General features: G+C 62.0%; 17 protein-coding genes. 2 read left to right on the top strand and 15 right to left on the bottom strand.

What is annotated here, in order from left to right; all coding sequences use genetic code 11:
* The 4 genes from fabD to ELQ88_RS09455 all read right to left on the bottom strand — a co-directional run bounded on the left by fabD (position 1) and on the right by ELQ88_RS09455 (position 2,803).
* Positions 1–939, bottom strand: coding sequence for an ACP S-malonyltransferase (gene fabD / locus ELQ88_RS09470; RefSeq protein ID WP_128872167.1), 939 nt, complete (start codon positions 937–939; stop codon positions 1–3).
* 125 nt (positions 940–1,064) lie between these two features.
* Positions 1,065–2,075: a phosphate acyltransferase PlsX gene (plsX, locus tag ELQ88_RS09465; RefSeq protein WP_128872166.1), complete on the bottom strand. Its 1,011-nt coding sequence runs from the start codon at positions 2,073–2,075 to the stop codon at positions 1,065–1,067.
* 4 nt (positions 2,076–2,079) lie between these two features.
* Complete coding sequence (gene rpmF / locus ELQ88_RS09460) at positions 2,080–2,262, bottom strand: 50S ribosomal protein L32 (RefSeq protein WP_008152339.1); 183 nt, start codon at positions 2,260–2,262, stop codon at positions 2,080–2,082.
* A 13-nt stretch (positions 2,263–2,275) separates the two neighbouring features.
* Positions 2,276–2,803 carry a YceD family protein gene (locus tag ELQ88_RS09455; protein WP_138964734.1) on the bottom strand — a complete coding sequence of 176 codons (528 nt, stop codon included), beginning with the start codon at positions 2,801–2,803 and terminating at the stop codon, positions 2,276–2,278.
* A gap of 105 nt (positions 2,804–2,908) precedes the next feature.
* Between ELQ88_RS09455 and ELQ88_RS09450 the strand changes: the two genes are divergently transcribed.
* Positions 2,909–3,487: a nucleoside triphosphate pyrophosphatase gene (locus tag ELQ88_RS09450; protein ID WP_128872164.1), complete on the top strand. Its 579-nt coding sequence runs from the start codon at positions 2,909–2,911 to the stop codon at positions 3,485–3,487.
* A 151-nt stretch (positions 3,488–3,638) separates the two neighbouring features.
* On the opposite strand, the gene sppA is transcribed toward ELQ88_RS09450, so the two are convergent.
* From sppA to rluC, 3 genes are read right to left on the bottom strand one after another with little or no spacing between them, the layout of a single operon-like run.
* Complete coding sequence (gene sppA, locus ELQ88_RS09445; protein ID WP_138964732.1) at positions 3,639–4,628, bottom strand: signal peptide peptidase SppA; 990 nt, start codon at positions 4,626–4,628, stop codon at positions 3,639–3,641.
* Positions 4,629–4,652: 24 nt separating this feature from the next.
* The gene (locus ELQ88_RS09440; RefSeq protein ID WP_138964730.1) at positions 4,653–5,312 is read right to left on the bottom strand and encodes an HAD-IA family hydrolase; all 660 of its coding nucleotides are present in this window, start codon (positions 5,310–5,312) and stop codon (positions 4,653–4,655) included.
* Complete coding sequence (gene rluC / locus ELQ88_RS09435; protein ID WP_128872161.1) at positions 5,299–6,261, bottom strand: 23S rRNA pseudouridine(955/2504/2580) synthase RluC; 963 nt, start codon at positions 6,259–6,261, stop codon at positions 5,299–5,301. Before rluC ends, ELQ88_RS09440 begins: the two co-directional genes overlap by 14 nt.
* A 700-nt stretch (positions 6,262–6,961) precedes the next feature.
* Between rluC and rne the strand changes: the two genes are divergently transcribed.
* The gene (gene rne / locus ELQ88_RS09425) at positions 6,962–10,234 is read left to right on the top strand and encodes a ribonuclease E (RefSeq protein ID WP_138964728.1); all 3,273 of its coding nucleotides are present in this window, start codon (positions 6,962–6,964) and stop codon (positions 10,232–10,234) included.
* A gap of 204 nt (positions 10,235–10,438) precedes the next feature.
* Here the strand turns inward: rne and ELQ88_RS09420 are convergent, their stop codons facing one another.
* The 8 genes from ELQ88_RS09420 to ELQ88_RS09385 all read right to left on the bottom strand — a co-directional run bounded on the left by ELQ88_RS09420 (position 10,439) and on the right by ELQ88_RS09385 (position 17,475).
* Positions 10,439–11,029, bottom strand: a complete 591-nt coding sequence (locus tag ELQ88_RS09420; RefSeq protein ID WP_138964726.1) for a nucleotidyltransferase family protein — start codon at positions 11,027–11,029, stop codon at positions 10,439–10,441.
* Complete coding sequence (locus ELQ88_RS09415; RefSeq protein ID WP_128872158.1) at positions 11,026–12,009, bottom strand: XdhC family protein; 984 nt, start codon at positions 12,007–12,009, stop codon at positions 11,026–11,028. Before ELQ88_RS09415 ends, ELQ88_RS09420 begins: the two co-directional genes overlap by 4 nt.
* Positions 12,009–14,330 (bottom strand): xanthine dehydrogenase family protein molybdopterin-binding subunit, encoded by a 2,322-nt coding sequence (locus ELQ88_RS09410; RefSeq protein ID WP_138964724.1) that lies wholly within the window; start codon positions 14,328–14,330, stop codon positions 12,009–12,011. Before ELQ88_RS09410 ends, ELQ88_RS09415 begins: the two co-directional genes overlap by 1 nt.
* Positions 14,327–14,800 carry a (2Fe-2S)-binding protein gene (locus ELQ88_RS09405; RefSeq protein WP_138964722.1) on the bottom strand — a complete coding sequence of 158 codons (474 nt, stop codon included), beginning with the start codon at positions 14,798–14,800 and terminating at the stop codon, positions 14,327–14,329. Before ELQ88_RS09405 ends, ELQ88_RS09410 begins: the two co-directional genes overlap by 4 nt.
* Positions 14,801–15,048: 248 nt before the next feature.
* A complete protein-coding gene (gene murB / locus ELQ88_RS09400) occupies positions 15,049–16,068 on the bottom strand; it encodes a UDP-N-acetylmuramate dehydrogenase (protein WP_138964720.1) in 1,020 nt (339 codons plus the stop codon).
* Positions 16,065–16,529, bottom strand: coding sequence for a low molecular weight protein-tyrosine-phosphatase (locus tag ELQ88_RS09395; protein ID WP_138964718.1), 465 nt, complete (start codon positions 16,527–16,529; stop codon positions 16,065–16,067). Before ELQ88_RS09395 ends, murB begins: the two co-directional genes overlap by 4 nt.
* Positions 16,529–17,293, bottom strand: coding sequence for a 3-deoxy-manno-octulosonate cytidylyltransferase (gene kdsB / locus ELQ88_RS09390; RefSeq protein WP_138964716.1), 765 nt, complete (start codon positions 17,291–17,293; stop codon positions 16,529–16,531). Before kdsB ends, ELQ88_RS09395 begins: the two co-directional genes overlap by 1 nt.
* On the bottom strand, positions 17,290–17,475 hold the full coding sequence (locus tag ELQ88_RS09385) for a Trm112 family protein (protein ID WP_007945752.1): 186 nt from the start codon (positions 17,473–17,475) through the stop codon (positions 17,290–17,292). The genes kdsB and ELQ88_RS09385 overlap by 4 nt, the downstream gene beginning before the upstream one ends.
* Between the last annotated feature and the right edge of the window lie 9 nt (positions 17,476–17,484).

The following is a 17,484-nucleotide window of genomic DNA, read 5'->3' as shown; positions in this document are numbered from 1 at the left end:
TCAGGCCAACGCTGCACGGGCGGCAGCGAAAGCATCTGGGGTATTGAGGTTGGATGTCGACACGCCTTCGGCGCAGCGCTTGTTCAGGCCGGCCAGCACTTTGCCGGGACCGCATTCGACCAGTTGGGTCGCGCCCCTGGCAGCCAGCGCCTGGACCGATTCGACCCAGCGTACGGGCTTGTAGAGCTGCTCAAGCAGATCGCGCTTGAGGGTATCCAGATCCGCCGGCACGTTGGCGCTGACGTTTTGTACCACTGGAATCTGTGGGACCTGCCAGTCGATCGCCGCGATCGATTCGGCGAAACGCTCGGCGGCCGGACGCATCAGCTCGCAGTGCGACGGCACGCTGACCGGCAATGGCATGGCGCGCTTGGCGCCACGGGCCTTGCAGCCTTCGATGGCGCGCTCGACCGCCGCCTTGGCACCGGCGATGACCACCTGGCCCGGGGAATTGAAGTTGACGGCGCTGACCACTTCGCCTTGCGCCGCTTCGGCACAGGCCGCCAGCACGTCGGCGTCTTCCAGGCCGAGGATCGCGGCCATGCCGCCCTGCCCCGCTGGAACGGCTTCCTGCATCAGTTGGCCGCGGCGCTCGACGAGCTTCACCGCATCGCCAAGGCTCAGGCTGCCTGCCGCCACCAGGGCGCTGTATTCGCCCAGGCTGTGGCCGGCGACATAAGCCGGCTGTGCGCCGCCTTCTGCCAGCCACAGACGCCACAAGGCGATCGAGGCGGTCAGAATGGCCGGCTGGGTTTTATCCGTTTGATTGAGTTGTTCTTCCGGCCCCTGCTGGGTCAGTGCCCACAGGTCGTAACCCAGAGCATCGGAAGCTTCTTTGAAAGTGTCGAGGACAAGCGGATGTTGCGCGCCCAACTCGGCCAGCATGCCGAGGGACTGCGAACCCTGTCCCGGAAAGACGAATGCGAGGGAAGCAGACATGTAACAAGCCCCTAATGATCTTGTCGCCGAAGAATTGACGTCCCACCCCGGGACGCAAGAAAACTGCCAATTGGATGGCCAATTGAACTGAGCGGTCACATTTAAGCATTGTCCGCCAAAAATGCCTAAAGCAACAAATCCTCCAGACGACCGTGGATCCGTTCCGGCAGGTTTTCCTGGATCTCGATCAACGCCCGGGCAATGGCACTCTGAAAGCCCTGAACCCCGGCCGAGCCGTGGCTTTTCACGACGATCCCCTGCAGCCCGAGGAAGCTTGCGCCATTATGCCGCGCAGGCGCCAGGTCGGCTTGCAGCCGCTTCATCAGCGGCAGCGCCATTGCGCCGATTATTTTTGATGCAAAGTTTTTTCTGAACAGGGCTTCGATGCGCCCGGCAATCATGGTCGCCAGGCCTTCGCTGGACTTGAGCAGGATATTGCCGACAAAACCGTCACACACCACCACATCCGCCTCGCCGCGGTACAGACCGTCACCTTCGACGAAACCGATGTAGTTGATGCCACGGGCCCTCTGCAACAAGGTCGCCGCCAGCTTGACCTGCTGATTGCCCTTGATGTCTTCGGTGCCGATGTTCAGCAGCGCCACCCGAGGACGAACGATACCCAGGGTTTCTGCCGCGACCGACCCCATCACCGCAAACTGCAACAGATGCTCGGCGCTGCAATCGACGTTGGCGCCGAGATCGAGCAATTGGCAGTAACCCTTCTGCGTCGGAATCGCCGCGACCATGGCCGGCCGGTCGATACCCGGCAGCGTCTTGAGGACAAATCGCGACAACGCCATCAGCGCGCCGGTGTTGCCGGCACTGACGCAGGCCTGGACCTTGCCGTCGCGCAACAGCTCCAGCGCCACGCGCATCGACGAATCGGGCTTGCCGCGCAAGGCCTGGGCCGGCTTTTCGTCCATGGTGATGACTTCGCTCGCGGGTGCAATCGACAGGCGCGCGCGATCCACAGCCGACTGGCTGGCGATCAATTCTTCAAGGAGTGAGGGTTGACCGACAAGGGTCAGGTGCAACGAGGGCGTGGCATTCAGACAAGCAAGGCTGGCCTGAACAATGCTGCGGGGACCGAAGTCCCCGCCCATTGCGTCAATCGCGATGACTTGAGCAGACAAGTGATTACTCGTCAGCGCCCTTGTCGATCACTTTACGGCCACGGTATACGCCTTCTGGCGATACGTGGTGACGCAGGTGAATTTCACCGGTGGTTTTTTCTACAGACAGAGTGCTTGCCGTCAGGGCGTCGTGCGAACGACGCATGTCACGGGCAGAGCGGGATTTTTTGTTCTGCTGAACAGCCATAATTGATTAACTCCTAAACGTTTGGGTCACGCTTTAACTGCGCCAATACACTGAACGGGTTGGACCGCGTTACCTCGTCCTCGCTCGGTTCGGGCTCATCGAGACCCGCCGGCTGCTGGCATTCTTCCGGATGATGAGCAGGCACAATGGGCAAGGCGAGCAGAAGCTCCTCCTCGATCAGTGACTGCAGATCCAATGGATCTTCGCCCAGTTCCAGCACGTCATAACCTTTCGGCAACGACTGGGTATTCGCACCCTCTTTCACCACAACATAACTGCATTCGCTGTGGATCGGCAGGGTGACCAGCTCAAGACAACGCTGGCAAACCATTTTGACTTCGGTGTCGATAAAGCTGTGGATGACCACAGACTTACGTTCATCTCGCTCAAAAACGAATTTAGCCTGCACCGTACCGACAGTGTCGGAAAGCGGGTCGCAGAGTCTCTCCAAATCGGCCAGCAGCAGTTCACCTTGAAGGGTGGTGCCACGGTCAGCCAATTTGCGCGGGTCAACGTGAGGTGGAATCGGGTCATTCAACATAGGCGCAGCATTATAGGGATGCCCCCGGGCATGTCAAAGGAAATTCAGCCCTGTCCGTCACTTGGTCACCTCGCTAGAATTCGCACCTCCCCTTTGGAGTTGCGCATGCTGCCTTTATTACTCGCTTCAAGCTCGGTTTATCGCCGAGAGTTGCTGGCCCGCCTGCAGCTGCCGTTTACCTGCAGCTCGCCGGATATCGACGAGAGCCATCGCCTGCAGGAATCCGCCATCGAGCTGGTCAAGCGCCTCGCCGAGGCCAAGGCGCGCGCACTGGCCGATAGCCACCCCGCTCATCTGATCATCGGTTCCGACCAGGTCGCGGTATTGGGCGAGCGGATCATCGGCAAACCCCATACGTTCGACAAGGCCCGGGAACAGCTTTTAGCCGCAAGCGGTGCCAGCGTCACCTTCCTGACCGGCCTGGCATTGCTGAACAGCCAGACGGGCGCCTGCCAGGTCGATTGCGTGCCGTTCACCGTCCATATGCGCACACTCGACATCGCGCGCATCGAACGCTACCTGCATGCTGAGCAGCCCTACGACTGCGCTGGCAGCTTCAAGGCCGAAGGACTGGGGGTGAGTCTGTTTCAAAGCACCGAAGGCCCTGACGCCACCAGCCTGATCGGCCTGCCGCTGATTCGCCTGATCGATATGCTGCTGGCCGAAGGTGTGCAGATCCCCTGAAACACCCCCCTGCAGGAGCTGGCTTGCCAGCGAAAGCGTCCGTTCAGGCGATAAATGCATCGACTGACCCACCGCCTTCGCTGGCAAGCCAGCTCCAACAGTTAATCGGTGCAAGACCCTCATGACAGGGCCCCAACCAGACAACAAAAAATCAGCGCAGCGTCGGCCCCTGAAACCCCATCCACATCGCCAGATGCTCAGCCACACTGGCGCCGAGTTTCTTCGAGAAGCGATCGAACGGCGATTCCTGGACAGTGAAGTCCACCAGCTCCTTCTCGCCAATCACATCGCGCGCCACGGAACTGGCATTTCCCAGGCCATCGATCAGCCCCAGCGGCAGTGCCTGTTCGCCCGACCAGACCAGGCCGGAAAACAGCTCCGGATGCTCCTTGTCCTTGAGGCGCTCGCCACGCCCTTTCTTGACGCTGGCAATGAACTGCTGATGAGTGGTGTCGAGCACGCCCTGCCAGAACTGCGTTTCTTCAGGCTTCTGCGGCTGGAACGGATCGAGGAACGACTTGTGCTCGCCCGAGGTGTAGGTGCGCCGTTCGACGCCCAGCTTTTCCATGGTCCCGACAAAGCCGTAACCGGCCGCCGTCACACCGATGGAACCCACCAGGCTCGCCTTGTCGGCATAGATCTGATCGGCCGCGCTGGCGATGTAGTAGGCGCCGGAAGCGCCCAGGTCGGAGATCACCGCGTAAACTTTGGTATCCGGGTGCAGACCGCGCAAGCGGCGGATCTCGTCATAGACGTAACCCGACTGCACCGGACTGCCGCCCGGACTGTTGATGCGCAGGATGACGCCCTTGACCTTTTCATCCTCGAAGGCGGCACGCAGGCTGCCGACGATGTTGTCAGCGCTGGCGGGCTCCTTGTCGGCAATCACCCCGGTCACGTCGATCAGCGCAGTGTAGGTGCCACTGCGGGTCGCGGCTTTTTCCATGTCCATCAGCGGTGTGAACAGGACCAGCGCGCCAATCAGGTACACAAAGGTCAGCAGCTTGAAGAAGATCCCCCAGCGACGGGACCGGCGCTGTTCCTGCACGCTGGCCAGCAGGGTCTTTTCCAGCAGCTTCCAGCTTTTCTCGTCACCGCTCTCTGCGCTCGCCTTGGCGGGCGCCTTCCATTCGTCGGTCATGCCATGTACCCCAGCAAAAACGGTTTAAGCCTGGCTCAGCCAGGCCTGCAATTCTGAAAAACGGTCAATCGCCAGGCGCGGTTCGAACAGTTTCAGCGCCTCGATCGATTGCGCGCCATAACTGACGGCCACCGAGTCCATCCCGGCGTTGCGCGCCATCTGCAGGTCGAAGGACGAATCGCCGACCATCAACGCCTGCTCCGGACGGACCCCGCAATGCGCAACGATCTGCTCCAGCATCAGAGGATGGGGCTTGCTCGCCGTTTCATCGGCGGCCCGGGTGATGTCGAAATAATCTTCCCAGCCGTGCGACTTCAGCACCCGATCCAGCCCGCGCCGGGCCTTGCCGGTGGCAACCGCCAGGCGATACCCGTCGGCGCGAAACGCTGCCATCGACTCGACCACACCCTCGAACAATGGCGAGGGCACGGCTTCGGAGGCAATGTAGTGATCGGCATAGTGCTGACGGAAGGCGACCAGCTCATCGTCACTAATGTCTGGATACAGCGTACGAATCGCCTCCGGCAAGCCCAGGCCGATGATGCCCTTGACGGCAAAATCATCGCGCAACTCAAACCCGGATCGCTCGGATGCCACGTGCATTGCCTCGACAATCCGACCAATGGAATCGGCCAGTGTGCCATCCCAGTCGAAAATCAGCAGTTTGTAATCAGATGGGTGCACTCAAGCGCTCCACGGTCTTGGCCCACATCTCGTCGACGGGCGCCTGCAATTTCAGTTCGCCACCGTCAGGCAGCGGCACGGTCAGCATGTAGGCGTGCAGGAACAGGCGCTTGCCGCCCAGGTCACGAATCTCTTTGCTGAAGCCCTCGTCGCCGTACTTGGTATCGCCGGCGATGCAATGCCCGGCGTGCAAGGTGTGAACCCGAATCTGGTGGGTACGGCCGGTGATCGGCTTGGCTTCGACCAGGGTGGCAAAGTCGCCGAAGCGGCGCAGGACCTTGAACACGGTCACCGACTCCTTGCCCTCCTCCTCGTCGACCTCGACCATGCGCTCGCCGGAGCGCAGATTGCTCTTGCCCAGCGACGCCCGGACTTGCTTGATCGAGGCCGCCCAGTTACCGCGAACCAGCGCCATGTAGCGCTTGTCGACTCCATCGCCGCGCAAGGCCGCGTGCAAGTGGCGCAACATGCTGCGCTTCTTGGCGATCATCAACAGGCCGGAGGTGTCACGGTCGAGACGGTGAACCAGCTCGAGCTCCTTGCAATCGGGACGCAACTGACGGAAGGCTTCGATCACTCCGTAAGTCAAGCCGCTGCCACCGTGAACCGCAATGCCGCAAGGCTTGTTGATCACGATCAGCGCCTTGTCCTCGAAGACAATCGACGCTTCGAGCCGCTGCAGCAGGCCCTGGGCCAGAGGCACGGGTTCGTCGCGCTCAGGCACGCGAACGGGCGGCACGCGCACGATATCGCCCGCCTGCAGCTTGTATTCGGGCTTGATCCGACCCTTGTTCACCCGCACTTCGCCCTTGCGCAAAATGCGGTAAATCAAGGTCTTGGGCACGCCTTTGAGCCGAGCGAGAAGGAAATTGTCAATACGTTGGCCGGCATATTCCGGCGAGACCTCCAGCAGTTGTACCGCTGGGGTCGAAGGGGCAGTAGTCGTCATCCCGCGATGATAACAATTTTTTATGGAATTGAAGCACTTAATCATTGCTGCTATAGTCGCGAACGCCGCCAAAAGTGGCCTGGACAGCGGACCAACGGTCAAAAACCGGCCCTGACCATCGCAATTCACGAGGACGAGAGGCCGTCCTACGGGGCTTTCGCTACGTAACGGTAGAGTTTGCAGTTGTAACAAGCGCAGGTGACATGAGGCCTGAATCATGCCGCAAAGCAGAGTTTTCACTCGCCTTGCGAGCAAATATTCACGGCCAGTTCACAAAGTGCAGTCAGCTACGAACAACCCCGAGCGAACGCTTCGGAAACAACGCCTAAATTAGCCATGATGCGTGACCTCCCCCTTCGGAGCTCACGGTAAATGCCAACCCGCTGCGGATTCTGCGCGCGGCAGCACCCGAATTATCAGGGATACGTGTAGGGTGGAGATGCACAACCGCTGGACTGTGTAGCATTAGGCTTTATCAAGACGCTTCATCTCGTCCACAGCCGCCGGTTGATTCCTCCTCCTGACTGAGTGCTTAAGTAGCCACAGCAAGCAGGACGCGTACGTCGCGATGAAGGCCCACATTGGCCGGACTTCGCTGGACACGGGAATGGCCAACCATTCCCGACGCACCTGACACCGACCGTGAGAAGTCGTGTGTGCCGAACGCCGTTTCCGGCAGCCCGGAAACCGACGGTACTACATGAAAAGAATGCTGATTAACGCAACCCAACCCGAAGAGTTGCGTGTTGCACTGGTAGATGGCCAGCGCCTCTACGACCTGGACATCGAATCCGGTGCACGCGAGCAGAAAAAGGCCAACATCTATAAAGGCCGGATTACTCGCATCGAACCAAGCCTCGAGGCTGCCTTTGTCGATTTCGGCTCTGAGCGCCATGGCTTCCTGCCCCTCAAAGAAATCTCCCGCGAATATTTCAAGAAAGCCCCCGAAGGCCGCGTCAACATCAAGGACGTCCTGAGCGAAGGCCAGGAAGTCATCGTTCAGGTCGAAAAAGAAGAACGTGGCAACAAGGGCGCCGCCCTGACCACCTTCATCAGCCTGGCCGGTCGTTACCTGGTGCTGATGCCGAACAACCCGCGTGCGGGCGGTATCTCCCGTCGCATCGAAGGTGAAGAGCGCAACGAACTGCGTGAAGCCCTGAACGGCCTGGTTGCCCCGGCCGACATGGGTCTGATCGTGCGCACTGCCGGCCTGGGCCGCAGCAGCGAAGAAATGCAGTGGGACCTCGATTACCTGCTGCAACTGTGGACCGCTATCAAAGAAGCTTCGCTGGATCGCTCCGCGCCGTTCCTGATCTACCAGGAAAGCAACGTGATCATCCGCGCGATCCGCGATTACCTGCGCCAGGACATCGGCGAAGTGCTGATCGACAGCGTTGAAGCCCAGGACGAAGCCCTGACCTTCATTCGCCAGGTGATGCCGCAGTACGCCAGCAAGATCAAGCTGTACGAAGACAGCGTGCCGCTGTTCAACCGCTTCCAGATCGAAAGCCAGATCGAGACCGCCTTCCAGCGCGTCGTCGAACTGCCTTCCGGCGGCTCCATCGTGATCGATCCGACCGAAGCCCTGGTGTCCATCGACATCAACTCGGCGCGCGCCACCAAAGGCAGCGACATCGAAGAAACCGCGCTGCAGACCAACCTTGAAGCCGCCGAAGAAATCGCCCGTCAGTTGCGCTTGCGTGACATCGGCGGCCTGATCGTCATCGACTTCATCGACATGACCCCGGCCAAGAATCAGCGCGCCGTGGAAGAGAAAGTCCGCGAATGCCTCGAAGCCGACCGCGCTCGTGTACAAGTCGGCCGTATCTCGCGCTTCGGCCTGCTGGAAATGTCCCGTCAGCGCCTGCGTCCATCCCTGGGCGAAAGCAGCGGCATCGTTTGCCCGCGTTGCAACGGCACCGGCATCATCCGTGACGTCGAATCGCTGTCGCTGGCGATCCTGCGCCTGATCGAAGAAGAAGCCCTGAAAGACCGCACTGCCGAAGTCCGCGCCCAGGTGCCGATTCCGGTCGCTGCGTTCCTGCTCAACGAGAAACGCAACTCGATCACCAAGATCGAACTGCGCACCCGTGCCCGCATCGTCATTCTGCCGAACGATCACCTCGAAACGCCGCACTTCGAAGTTCAGCGTCTGCGCGATGACAGCCCGGAAGCCGCGGTCGGCCAGTCCAGCTACGAGATCGCTGCTGCCGCTGCCGAAGTCGAAGAAGTCCAGCCAGCCGCCGCGACCCGCACCCTGGTCCGCCAGGAAGCCGCGGTGAAGACTGCACCGGCCCGCGCCAACGCTCCGGTTCCTGTCGAAGTCGTCGCTGCCGCCCCCGTTGCCCCACCGGTCGCCGCGCCAGAGCCCAGCCTGTTCAAAGGCCTGGTGAAGTCGCTGGTCAGCCTGTTCGCGACCAAGCAAGAGCCAGCCGCCCCGGTTGTGGTTGAAAAACCAGCGACCACCGAGCGTCCGGCCCGCAACGAAGAGCGTCGCAACGGTCGTCAGCAAAGCCGCAACCGTAACGGTCGCCGCGACGAAGAACGCAAACCGCGCGAGGAACGCGCACCGCGTGAAGAACGCGCTCCACGTGAGCCACGCGAAGAGCGTCAGCCACGCGAAGCCCGCGAAGAGACCACCACACCAGTAGTTGCTCGCGAAGAACGCGCACCACGCGCGCCTCGTGAAGAACGCGCACCGCGTGCGCCTCGCGAAGATCGCAAGCCCCGTGGCGACCGTGAAGAGCGGGTTCGTGAACTGCGTGAGCCGCTGGATGCCATCGCTCCGGCTCCAGCTCCAGCTCCGGCCGCCGCTGCCGCTACCGCTACCGCCGCTACCGCCGAAGAACGTCCTGCCCGCCAGCCACGCGAAGAACGTGCTCCACGCCCACCGCGTGAAGAACGTCAACCACGTGCCGAGCAAGCGGCTGCAGCCGTTGCCGAAGAAGAGCTGACCGGCAACGAAGAGCAACTGCAGGAAGACGGTCAGGAAGGCGCCGAAGGCGATCGTCCACGCCGCCGCTCCCGTGGCCAGCGTCGTCGCAGCAACCGCCGCGAGCGTCAACGCGATGCCAATGGCAACGTGATCGAAGGGTCGGATGAGTCCGAGTCCGCCGACGGCGAAGCCAGCGAAACCCGCGAAGCACCAAGCGCTGCCGATCTGGCCGCCGGCCTGGCGGTTACCGCAGCCGTTGCCAGCAGCGTGATCAGCGCGCCAGCCGAGGCCCAGGCCAACGAGCAAGCCGAACGCGCCACTGCCGCCAACCTGGACACGGCTCCAGTGGAAGCGCCGGCCGTTGAAGCGACCACGCCGGTCGAAGTCACTGCGTCCCCGGAAATCGAAGTCGCGCCGACGCCTGAAACCCAGCCTGAAGTTGAAGCTGTGGCTGTGGCTGAGCCGGCAATCGTCGCCGAAGCGCCAGCCGTGGTAGCAGAGCCGGCGGCTGAAACAGTCGCCGAAACCGTGACCGAAACCGTTCGTGAAGTTCGCGAAGAGCAGACCGCATTCAATTGGGTTGCCGAGCCAACTGCCACCGAAGCGCCAGAAGCTGAAGCGATGGTGTCCGAGCCAGTGGTAGCCGCCGCCGAACCTGCAGCGGTAGTCGAAGCTGTACCGGTGGCCGAAGCTGCACCGGTAGTCGAATCCGCATCGGTTGTCGCCGAAGTGGCGGCACCTGAAGTCGAAGCGGCGCCTGTCAGCGCCCTGACGCCAAGCGGCCGTGCGCCGAACGACCCACGTGAAGTGCGTCGTCGCAAGCGTGAAGCCGAGCGTCTGCAGAAGGAAGCCGAACTGGCGGCCGCTGCGGCACCGGTTGTGGCTGAAGTGGTCGAGGCAGCTCCTGCCCCGGCTACCGAAGTCGCCGCCGAGCCGGTTGACTCCGCGATCGACGAAGCGCCGCGCTCCGTTCAGGAAGCGGTAGAGCAACGCGAGCAAGCCCTGGAAAAAGAGCACGAGCCTAAACCTCTCGTCTGATTCCATCGGCCACTAAAAAGCCCCGCCTGGTGATCCAGGCGGGGCTTTTTTTATGTCTGTGGTATAGCAGGTGGACCGCGTTATCGTTCTTCGCTGGCACGCCAGCGCCTACGGGGGATTGTGTCGTTCACATGTCCTGCATACGGCGCAAACCCCTGTAGGAGCTGGCTTGTCGGATCGCCGCACCGCAGCAAAAGCGGTCTATCAGGCGAAGACTAACGCCTCAGGCACATCCACATCCCACAACACCCCGGGATCATCCACCGCGACTTCAACCACACGCGCTTGCGCAAACAACGGCTTGGCGCCTTGATCACCCGATAACGCCATCAACCCCGGCCCAAACGTGCGCCCGAACCCCACCGGATGCCCATACGCACCGTCCTGCACCGGCACACTGACCGAATCGTCCGCAATCCCCGCCACCACCCGCTCAATACTCGACGCCAGGATAAACGGCATGTCGCCCAACACTATCAACCAGCCACCCAGCTGCGGACACGCCGCCACCCCGGCCGCAATGCTATCGCCCATGCCGGTCGACTCGATCAGCACAATCTCGCAACCATAAGCCTGGGCCATGCGAATCACTTGCGGGCGGTCAACGGTCGTCACCAGGACGCGCTTCTCAAGGTTGGCCGGCAAATTCACCAGCACCTGTTCGATCACCGAATGAATAGCGCCATCGCGCCCGGCACAATCGGCCAGCAACTTGTCCTTCCCGGCACCCGCCACCTCGCGGAAACGGCTGCCCTGCCCTGCCGCCAACACGATGACGCCGATGGGTTCGCTCATACGTCCTCCTGCAACGGCCTCATCTGCTTCAGCTCGACACCGTTCTTGATCGCGACAATTTCGGCCAGCAGCGACAAGGCGATTTCCGCCGGGCTATGGCTGCCGATGTGCAAACCGATCGGGCCGTGCAGCCGCTCGATGGCCTGATCCGACAAGCCTAGCTGAACCAGGTTGTCCCGGCGCTTGCGGCTGTTGACCCGGGAACCCAGTGCACCGACATAAAAGGCCCTGGAGTCCAGGGCGGTGAGCAACGCCATGTCGTCCAGGCGCGGATCGTGGGTCAGGGCAACGATGGCGGTGCGTTCGTCGGTCTGGATGTTCAGCACCGCTTCGTCCGGCATTCCCGAGACGAAGCGCCCGTGCTGCTCCTCCCAGCCGTAGACGAACTCGGTGCGTGGATCGCAGATCAGCACTTCGAAATCCAGCAGCCGCGCCATCTCGGCGACGTAACGGGACAATTGCCCCGCGCCAATCAGCAACAACCGCCAACGCGGACCATAGATGGCGCGCAAGGTCTTGCCGTCAAACGTCAGCCCGTCGGTCTTGCTGGCCGGTTGCAAAACCACTGCACCGGTCGCGATATCCAGCTCCCGCGCCACGATTTCATGGGCCTCGCAACGTGTCAGCAGCTCGGCCACCCAGCCCGGATCAGCGACACGCTCCTCGGTCAGGCGCAGCGTGCCGCCGCAGGGCAAACCGAATCGCGCGGCCTCCTCACGGGTGACGCCATAGGTGATCAGCTGTACCGGCGGCCCATTGGCCGGAATCCGCCCATCGTGCAGCCGGGCAATCAGATCATCCTCGACACAGCCACCGGACACCGAGCCGATGACCACCCCGTCTTCACGCAAGGCCAGCATGGCGCCAGGCGCCCGGGGCGCGGTGCCCCAGGTCTGGACCACGCTGTACAACACCACCCGCTGGCCGGCGCGACGCCACTGCAGCACACTGCGCAAAACATTCAGATCGACGCTGTCCATCAGGCCTCGGCCTTCTGCCAACCCTGCAACTGGTAACGCACCGGCAGATCGCGGATGCGTTTGCCGGTAGCGGCAAAGATCGCATTGCACAGCGCCGGCGCAATCGGCGGCACACCTGGCTCGCCGACACCGCCCAACGGCACATCGCCCGGCGGCGTCACCAGATGCACCGCGACGTCCTTCGGTGCCAGGGACATGCGCGCCACTTCGTACATGTGGAAGTTGTCCTGCTGGACCTTGCCGTCCTTGAAGCTGATTTCGCCCAGCACCGCATTGCCCAGGCCCATCACGCAGGCGCCTTCGAACTGCGCGCGAATCCGTTCAGGGTTGATCTGCGGCCCGCAATCCACCGCAATGTCCGCCTTGTGCACGATCAAGGTGCCGTCGTCTTTGACTTCGACCTCGATCACCGCGGCCACGTAGGTGACGAAGCTGTAATGCACCGCCAGGCCCAGGCCTCGGCCCTTGGGCATTTCACGGCCCCAACCGGCGGCTTTGGCCGCGGTTTCCAGCACCGTGCGCATCCGCCCGGTGTCGATCGGATAACGCTCGGGCGATTCGCCGTAGTTCCATTCTTCACTCAGTGTGCGCGGATCGATCTGCCGGTCCGGGCCGAGCAATTTGATCTGGTACTTGAGCGGGTCTTGCCCGGCCTTGTGCGCCAGCTCATCGACAAAGCTCTGAATCGCAAAGCCGTGGGGGATGTTCGACACCGAACGGTACCAGCCGACCCGGGTGTGGATCGCCGCTTCGGGGTTTTCCAGGCGCACGTTGGGAATCGCATACGCCATGTTGGTGAACCCCATGCCCAACTCGAAGGCTGCTTCGTGGTTCATACCCGGCGCGAACAGTGCAGTGATACTCGGCGCGACTGTGCGGTGCAGCCAGGCGGACGGCAGGCCGTCCTTGTTGAGGCTGGCCTTCAAGTATTCGGCCGACACCGTATGGAAATAGGAACAATGGATGTCGTCTTCCCGGGTCCATTGCACCCGCACCGCCTTACCGGGGAATTCCCTGGCGAGTATCGCCGCTTCGATGATGAAGTCCGGTTTGGACTTGCGACCAAAACCGCCGCCCAACAACGTCACGTTGATGGTGACGTTATCGAATGGAATGCCCAGGCGTTCGCCGATGCGCTCGCGGGTGACTTGCGGCGCCTGGCTCGGTGCCCAGGCTTCACACAGGCCGTCCTTGAAGCGCGCGATGGCGACCATCGGTTCCATTGGCGCCTGTGTCAGGTGCGGCAAGTAATAGGACGCTTCCAGGGTGCTGTCGGCGCTGGCCATGGCCTCCTCGATGTTGCCGGTATTGCGCACCACTTTGCCGGACTTGAGGGACGCGGCCTCCAGTTCCTTGCGGTAGGCGATCGAGTCGTAACTGGCATGAGGACCGTCATCCCACTCGATTTTCAGCGCATCGCGGCCCTTGATCGCCGCCCAGGTATTGCTGGCGACCACCGCCACGCCGCCCAGCGGTTGAAACTCCAGCGGCAGCGGCCGATCTTCGATCTGAATGACCTTGATCACACCGGGGACTTTCATCGCCGCGCTGGCGTCGAAGGATTTGACCTTGCCGCCATACACCGCAGGTCGGGCAATGGTGGCGAAGAGCATGCCCTCGAAATACACGTCGGCGCCGTAGACCGCGCGACCGTTGACGATATCGTCACCGTCGATCGCCCTGCTGCCTTCCTTGCCGATGTAGCGAAATTCCGACGGTTGCTTGAGCCGCAGACTGTCACGGGCCGGCACCGCCAACGCGCCGGCAGCCGCGGCCAGGGCGCCGTAACCCAGTTCGCGACCGGTCGGCTGGTGAAGCACTTTATGCAATTGCGCCCGGCACTCGCTGACCGGCACTTTCCACTGCTGCGCGGCGGCCTGTTCGAGCATGGTCCGCGCGGCCGCACCGCAGCGACGCATCGGCTCGTACCAGTGGCGCATGCTGCGCGAACCGTCGGTGTCCTGGTTGCCGAAGCGTACTTCGTCGCCAGGCGCCTGTTGCACTTTCATCATTGCCCAGTCAGCTTCCAGTTCATCGGCCACCACCATGGTCAGGCTGGTGCGCACACCCTGGCCCATTTCCGAGCGGTTGCAGACCACGGTCACGGTGCCGTCAGCAGCGATGCTGATGTACACCTTCGGATCATCGATCCAGCCGTGGGGCATGCCGTCGGCGCCGAATTTCTTCTGCTTTTCTTCGGCGAAAGCGTCTTGCCAACCCCAACTGGCCACCAGCACCAATGCGCCGGTCGCACCGACACCTTTGAGAAAGCCACGGCGACTGAGGTTGCTCAGGGCAAAGTCATTGGGTAACCGGCTCATGCCTTGGCCTCCTTCAGGTGAGTGGATGCCTGACGGATGGCGGTCTTGATGCGGTTGTAAGTGCCGCAACGGCAAATGTTGCCGACCATCGCCTCTTCGATCTGTGCGTCGCTGGGATTTGGATTGGTCTTGAGCAAGGCGGTGGCGGACATGATCTGCCCGCCCTGGCAATAACCGCACTGGGCCACAGCGGTGTCGAGCCAGGCTTGCTGGACGATTTTGCCAACCGGGTCGTTATGCAATTCGTCGATGGTGGTGACGTTTTGCCCGTTCGCTGAACTGACAGGCGTGATGCACGCCCGAGCCGGTTGACCGTCAATATGAATCGTACAGGCACCGCACAGTCCCATTCCGCAGCCGAACTTTGTTCCCGGATGGCCGCCTGCCACATCGCGAATGGCCCAGAGCAGCGGCATCTCGTCAGGAACGTCCATTTTGTAAGGTTGACCGTTGAGTATCAGGGTGTTCATGGGCACGCCCGCATAGTTATGGAGGTTATGGGGTCGAGCAATCTGCCGCCATGAGGGATGGCGGTTGGCATCACGCAGATCGACTCAGGCTAATGGGGCTCTCTTATGCGGACGGCAGCGTCTGCATCGGGCCTTTGGTGGAGCAAACGTTTGCATCGTTAGGTGGCTAAGTTAACCCAGCATTAACAAAAAAGCCCTGCACAGTTAAAGGTGTGCAGGGCTTTGGAATCATCCACTAAAGCGTAGCTTCAATAACGATTGGGCTCCATTTCCAACTCAACGTGAAAACGTTCTGAAATGTCTTTCTGGATGCGCTGCGCCAGATGCAGCAATTGCAGGCCGGTGGCGTTGCCGTAGTTGACCAGCACCAGCGCCTGCAGCTTATGCACGCCAGCGTCGGCCTCGCGAAAACCTTTCCATCCCGCGCGCTCGATCAGCCAGCCCGCCGCCAGCTTCATTTGCCCGTCGGGTTGCGCGTAGGCCACCAGGTCCGGGAGTTCACCCTTCAACTGCGCCACGAGTGCTGCGGACACCAAGGGATTCTTGAAGAAGCTGCCGGCATTGCCGAGCACCGCCGGGTCGGGCAGCTTTTCATTGCGGATGCTGCAGATCGCCTGGCTGACATCGGTAGCGGTCGGCTGATCGATACCCTGCTCGGTCAGGCGCTGACGTACCGGGCCGTATTCCAGATGCAGGTGCGCGGCGCGATCGAGGAGGAAACGCACCCGCAGGATCAGCCAGCGTCCCGGTTCCTGTTTGAACAGGCTGTCGCGGTAGGCGAAGTTGCATTCTTCCAGGGTGAAGTCGCGCAGCTTGCCAGTCTGGCGATCCAGCGCGGTCAGGCCGGCGAACACATCCTTGATTTCCACGCCGTAGGCGCCGATGTTTTGCATCGGTGCCGCGCCGACGGTGCCGGGAATCAGGCTGAGGTTCTCCAGCCCCGACAAGCCCTGGGCCAGGGTGTGTTGCACGAAGGGATGCCAAGGCTCGCCAGCCTCGGCTTCGATCACGACCTTGCTGCCATCGTCGCTCAGGATGCGAATCCCGCGCGTGGCCATGCGCAACACCAGCGACTGGATATCGGCGGTCAGCAGCAGGTTGCTGCCACCGCCAATCACCAGCAACGGCACTTGATGTTGCGCCGCATAGGCCAGGGCTTCGCGCACGTCGGCGTCGCTGTGGGCCTCGGCGAACAACCGGGCCTGGACGTCCACCCCGAAAGTATTGAACGGTTTCAGCGAAACGCCGGGCTGTACCTGCAAACTCATAACCGCCCCTTCAATTCGATCACCAGCCGATCACTGGCGCGCTCGATCAGGTCCAGCACTTGCTCAAAGCCCTGGTCGCCGTCGTAATACGGATCGGGGACTTCGTCGATTTCCGACTCGTAGCGGCGCAGGAACAGGTCCAGCTCGGCCTTGCCCTTGGCCGGTTGCAGGGCCTTGAGGTGGCGCAGGTTGCTGTTGTCCATCGCCAGGATCAGGTCGTAGCTGGCGAAATCGGCGCGGCTCACTTGCTGGGCGCGCTGGGCGGACAGGTCGTAACCGCGCAACCTGGCCGCAGCCTGGCTGCGCTTGTCCGGGGCCTTGCCAACGTGCCAGTCGCCAGTGCCGGCGGAGGCGACTTCGATGTGATCGGCCAGCCCCGCTTCGCGCAATTTATGGCGCAGCACCCCTTCCGCCGTGGGAGAACGGCAGATATTGCCCAGACAGACGAACAGGACCCGCATCAGGCCTCCAGCAGGCGACGAACGCGCTCGAGGTCTTCAACGGTGTCGACACCGGTGGGCGGTGCGATCAGTGCGTCGGCGACGTGAATCCGCACGCCGTGCCACAGGGCCCGCAGCTGTTCCAGGGATTCGGTGTTTTCCAGCCAGCACGGCCCCCAGCTGACAAAGTCATGCAGGAAACCGGCGCGGTAGGCATAGATGCCGATATGGCGGCGGTACGGCACGCCTTCCGGCAGTTGCTCGCGGCTCTTGGCGAAGGCATCACGGGCCCACGGCAAGGTCGCGCGGCTGAAGGTCAGCGCCAGGCCGTTGAGGTCGCTGACGACCTTGACCACGTTGGGATTGAACAGGGTTTCCACGTCTTCGATCGGCTCGGCCAGGGTGGCCATGCGCGCTTCGGTGTGGGCCGCCAGGTTGGCGGCGACCTGATCGATCACGCTCGGCGGGATCAACGGTTCGTCACCCTGGACGTTGACCACGATCGCATCGGGCGCCAGGCCCAATTTCGCGGCGACTTCGGCCAGGCGATCGGTGCCGGAATTGTGGTCTTCACGGGTCAGCACCACCTCGGCGCCAAAGCCCTTGCAGGCCTCGACAATGCGCGCGTCGTCTGTGGCGACCACCACGCGCTCGGCGCTGCTTTTGCTGGCCTGTTCCCAGACGTGCTGGATCATCGGCTTGCCGGCGATCATCAGCAACGGCTTGCCCGGCAAGCGGGTGGAGGCGTAACGCGACGGGATGACAACGGTAAAGGCTGTGGTCATTTATCCAGGCGCTCGTCGGTGGTCAGGGTGCGGGCTTCGGTTTCGAGCATCACCGGAATGCCGTCACGAATCGGGTACGCCAGACCTGCGCCCTTGCTGATCAGCTCGGTCTTGTCGGCACTGAGCTTGAGCGGGCCTTTGCAGACCGGGCAAGCGAGGATATCGAGCAATTTGGTGTCCATGAGCATTCC

It is taken from the genome of Pseudomonas sp. MPC6 (assembly GCF_006094435.1).
GTDB lineage: Bacteria > Pseudomonadota > Gammaproteobacteria > Pseudomonadales > Pseudomonadaceae > Aquipseudomonas.
This window is presented reverse-complemented; position numbering and strand designations above follow the sequence as displayed.

Coding starts and splice junctions, on each gene's coding strand:
- ELQ88_RS09450 (WP_128872164.1), top strand. CDS start 2,909: ATGCTGCCTTTATTACTCGCTTCAAGCTCGGTTTATCGCCGAGAGTTG.
- ELQ88_RS09395 (WP_138964718.1), bottom strand. CDS start 16,529: ATGCGGGTCCTGTTCGTCTGTCTGGGCAATATCTGCCGTTCTCCCACG.
- sppA (WP_138964732.1), bottom strand. CDS start 4,628: ATGACCGACGAATGGAAGGCGCCCGCCAAGGCGAGCGCAGAGAGCGGT.
- fabD (WP_128872167.1), bottom strand. CDS start 939: ATGTCTGCTTCCCTCGCATTCGTCTTTCCGGGACAGGGTTCGCAGTCC.
- ELQ88_RS09455 (WP_138964734.1), bottom strand. CDS start 2,803: ATGTTGAATGACCCGATTCCACCTCACGTTGACCCGCGCAAATTGGCT.
- kdsB (WP_138964716.1), bottom strand. CDS start 17,293: ATGACCACAGCCTTTACCGTTGTCATCCCGTCGCGTTACGCCTCCACC.
- ELQ88_RS09415 (WP_128872158.1), bottom strand. CDS start 12,009: ATGGACAGCGTCGATCTGAATGTTTTGCGCAGTGTGCTGCAGTGGCGT.
- rpmF (WP_008152339.1), bottom strand. CDS start 2,262: ATGGCTGTTCAGCAGAACAAAAAATCCCGCTCTGCCCGTGACATGCGT.
- ELQ88_RS09405 (WP_138964722.1), bottom strand. CDS start 14,800: ATGAACACCCTGATACTCAACGGTCAACCTTACAAAATGGACGTTCCT.
- murB (WP_138964720.1), bottom strand. CDS start 16,068: ATGAGTTTGCAGGTACAGCCCGGCGTTTCGCTGAAACCGTTCAATACT.
- ELQ88_RS09410 (WP_138964724.1), bottom strand. CDS start 14,330: ATGAGCCGGTTACCCAATGACTTTGCCCTGAGCAACCTCAGTCGCCGT.
- rluC (WP_128872161.1), bottom strand. CDS start 6,261: ATGACGACTACTGCCCCTTCGACCCCAGCGGTACAACTGCTGGAGGTC.
- ELQ88_RS09385 (WP_007945752.1), bottom strand. CDS start 17,475: ATGGACACCAAATTGCTCGATATCCTCGCTTGCCCGGTCTGCAAAGGC.
- rne (WP_138964728.1), top strand. CDS start 6,962: ATGAAAAGAATGCTGATTAACGCAACCCAACCCGAAGAGTTGCGTGTT.
- ELQ88_RS09420 (WP_138964726.1), bottom strand. CDS start 11,029: ATGAGCGAACCCATCGGCGTCATCGTGTTGGCGGCAGGGCAGGGCAGC.